At 50.4% G+C, this 3,249-nt stretch carries 5 protein-coding genes; 1 reads left to right on the top strand and 4 read right to left on the bottom strand.

Features of this window, described 5'->3' with window-relative positions; all coding sequences use genetic code 11:
• The 4 genes from ACWA6V_RS19690 to ACWA6V_RS19675 all read right to left on the bottom strand — a co-directional run.
• On the bottom strand, positions 1 to 230 hold a 230-nt coding region (locus ACWA6V_RS19690; RefSeq protein WP_449524084.1), incomplete at its 3' end, for a hypothetical protein.
• A 30-nt stretch (positions 231 to 260) separates the two neighbouring features.
• On the bottom strand, positions 261 to 1,151 hold the full coding sequence (locus ACWA6V_RS19685) for a substrate-binding periplasmic protein (protein ID WP_449524083.1): 891 nt from the start codon (positions 1,149 to 1,151) through the stop codon (positions 261 to 263).
• Positions 1,152 to 1,221: 70 nt separating this feature from the next.
• Entirely contained in the window at positions 1,222 to 1,821 is a 600-nt protein-coding gene (locus ACWA6V_RS19680; RefSeq protein WP_449524082.1) for an RBBP9/YdeN family alpha/beta hydrolase, read from the bottom strand.
• 104 nt (positions 1,822 to 1,925) lie between these two features.
• A complete protein-coding gene (locus ACWA6V_RS19675) occupies positions 1,926 to 2,540 on the bottom strand; it encodes a LysE family translocator (RefSeq protein ID WP_449524081.1) in 615 nt (204 codons plus the stop codon).
• A 108-nt stretch (positions 2,541 to 2,648) separates the two neighbouring features.
• Between ACWA6V_RS19675 and ACWA6V_RS19670 the strand changes: the two genes are divergently transcribed.
• Positions 2,649 to 2,990, top strand: coding sequence for a hypothetical protein (locus tag ACWA6V_RS19670; RefSeq protein WP_310067545.1), 342 nt, complete (start codon positions 2,649 to 2,651; stop codon positions 2,988 to 2,990).
• Positions 2,991 to 3,249: the final 259 nt, after the last annotated feature.

Below are 3,249 nucleotides of genomic sequence, written 5' to 3'. Positions count from 1 at the left end.
TCGACTGACCACATGCCGGCGGCGAGGCTGGGTAAATAACTTTTTTCAATATCGATAAAATGTGTTTGTGCATCGGTCAGCGCTATGCGGTATGCGCCGTAAATTTGCAAGCCGGAGACGAGTGCGGCAACACAAAACGTGAACGCAATAACAGCGCCGACAATTCGCATCCCAAGGCGGCGTGTCGGTCGCGGTGCTGGATGTTGCGTGGGCGTTGCTGTTGTCGTCATTTACAAACCTTGTAGTTTAAAACGTTATAGTTAAAAACCTTGCTCAGGTGAGAACCATAAATCGCTGCGCGCTAGCGGTGTCTCTGCGGTTAGCAGTGGGTTTCTCATCTGCACAATTGTGCGCTGTGATAATTGTGCGTTGGCGATAGCCGCCGCAAAATGTTGGATAAATAAAGTGCGCATACTGCCATCGCGAATGGCAAGTTCGAGCCCCTGTTCAATCGCAGTGGCGAGTTGGATATTATCTTTGCGCACAAAAAAATACAGCGGCGCCGGGTAATAGAGCACCCACTTGGGGGCAATCCTAAAATTCATATCAGGGTGTGTATCCAGCTCGTGCTGGATTTCAGTAAGTGAACGCGGAAAATAGCGGATGTGACCCCGCTCGAGCATATGAAACAGTCCGTCGTAACTGGCACTGCCGCTGACCTTAAAACCATTGTCGCGCAGTATGGGGTAGTCTGGCCAATCATGCCCTTGCCCGGCACGCATGCTTTTGAGTTGTTCGACACTCTCCACTTGCGCAAAGGTTTGTTCATCTTTTGCAGAGATTAATAGCAGGCGCCAACCGATCAGGCCGCGGTCAATAGGGATGCGGATGGGAAGCAATTCCTCCTCGCGCTCGGGTGAGCTGAGCGTCCAGACGACATCAATGCCTTTGTTCATTTGCAAATGCCGCAGGGTGCGGAATTGCGGCAAATTGTATTTGCTGGGCGTGGCGCGGTAATCCTGTCCGGATTTGGCGAGTGCGAGTTTGAGCAGTTCGATAGGGTAGTGGCCGCGCTTATCATCGGCCATGTGTTCGGCCCATGCATAAATTACCGGTTCAGTGGCCAGTGCCGGGGCAGCCAGTAAATAGGCGAGCAATATCCATAATCGTCTCAGTGGTAGCCTTCCTGCACCAGAGGATTTTATAGTCATCAACGTCATCACACTGGGTCATAAAAAGAATCTGCCCAGAGTATAGCGTTTGGTGTGTCAGTGTGCGGATTTATGCCGCGCGCGGGAGCCGGTTGGTTGTGGTAATTGTTTTTTTTGCGCTGCGCAACAGCTTCTGTAATAGCTGAATACCTTCAGGCCAAAAGCCCAAATTGGATTCGCTGTTGATGTGGCCAACATTGTTTAAACGCAAAAAATCTGTGCCCCACTGCAGCGCCCAGTAAGCCGCTTTGCCCTCGGTCAACCAGGGGTCATTGCTGCTGGCGATAATAGTTGCCGGTACCTGCAAGGGTCTTTGTGGCAAGCGCTGGGCGATGCGGAATTTATCCGGATCGGCAGGGGCGACTAAAAACAAGGCGGCGATTTTAGTGGGAAATTCTGCGGCAATACTAGCACTCGCGAGCGTGCCAAAGCTGTGGGCGATAATCACGGCGGGTTTATCCAACTTGTCCAATTCTGCGCGAATCCCCGCTTTCCACTTATCCAGATCCGCAGTGCTCCAATCATCGACCTGGATGCGTTTGCTATTGGGCAGTTGCGCTTCCCACAGACTTTGCCAATGCTGTTCATCACTATTGCGCAGGCCAGGTACGATCAGGATCGGCTGATCCTTGAGTGATGCGGGAAAATGTTGGTTCTGGGTAAATGACATGGCTGCCTCCTAAATACTGATGGAATGCAGCTTAGGGATTTTTATCGCAAATGAAAAAGAATCGTTATTTCTTTGCTTATATCCAAATCACACAGCTCGCCAGTTTAGAGTTTGGTAAACGCCAAGGCGGCGCCTGCGAGAATGAGTGCGCCTCCAGAAATCCAGTTAAACCAGCGCTGGTGTTCCGGTGATTTTAGCCAGCGCATAATGCCGCGCCCACCGAGGGCATAAATACTCATCCAGACAAAATCCATCGCTAAAAAAATCACCGTGAGCAGCGCAAATTGTGGCGGCATGCTGCGGTGGATGTCGATAAATTGTGGAAACAATGCGCCGAAATAAATTAGCCCTTTAGGGTTGGTGACAGCGACGATAAAGGCTTTGCCAAATAGATGGCTGCTGCGGATCTGGCGCGCCTCCACATCCACATTGAGCGGTGGCGCAAGTGCGAGCTGGATACCGAGGTACACCAAATAAGCTGCGCCTATCCATTTGATGGTATGAAAAATCCATTCCGCCTGTTCGACTAATAAACCCAATCCCAGTGCCGATAACAACATCAACACCAAATTGCCCGCGCTGGCGCCGAGCATGGTGTAGAGCGATTTGGCAAAACCGTAACGCCCTGCATCAATCATGCAGGCGAGCATCACCGGGCCAGGGCTGGCGGAGAGCACAAGGGTAATGGTGGTAAACAGCCAGAGTTGTTCGAGCGGCATAACAGCGTCCAGAGGCGAGGAAGCTGGAGTTTAGCAGAGCCTCCGGCAGCGTCGTTAAACTCTTCTATACTCAAGCCTATTAATCATAAGTTGAATAAAAGGTGTGTTATGTCTAGCAGCAGTATTTCCAATGCCATCAAAGTGCTTGAGGACTTGTTGGGCGGACTGAACCAAGCCTATTGGGAGGCCAATAGCCTTGATCGGAAAGATTTCTTTTATGACTTGATCAGCGCGCTGCATGCGGAATTATCCGAGTTGGGCAAATTGAGCGTGCAAGATCACGATCTGGATTATGAGCCTGTCACCGAAGAGTTTCGTGCAGTGCGTCCCAAGCTGAGCCGCTTGCGCAAATTGGTCGATGATTTTGCCTTGCGCTCGACGACGGCAGTGCGGCTTGAACACCTGATTAACGAAGCTATGGTGCTGATGGGGCGTAATGGTGTGAGCTAGCGATTGTTTATAGCCTTTCCTAATCAGTTCTGCGGGTTTATCACCAAATAATTTAAACGTGAGCATAAAAAAACTGGCAATGGCTGAAAACTGAACAATACTGAAACTACCGGTAACGGTTTCTTCCTGTGGGTACAACGGCATTAGTGTTTTGGTTGGCTCATTGATTTAGGAAGGTAGTACGGTTACCGATGGGTTTTCTCTTAGCCCAGTTTGGAACTCCCCTTTATTTGTAATCTAGTATGGTCTTGGCCGGCAT

The sequence above is a fragment of the Cellvibrio sp. genome (genome assembly GCF_053579595.1).
Note: the sequence above shows the minus strand (reverse complement) of the source record. Positions and strands in the feature narration are given on the sequence as shown.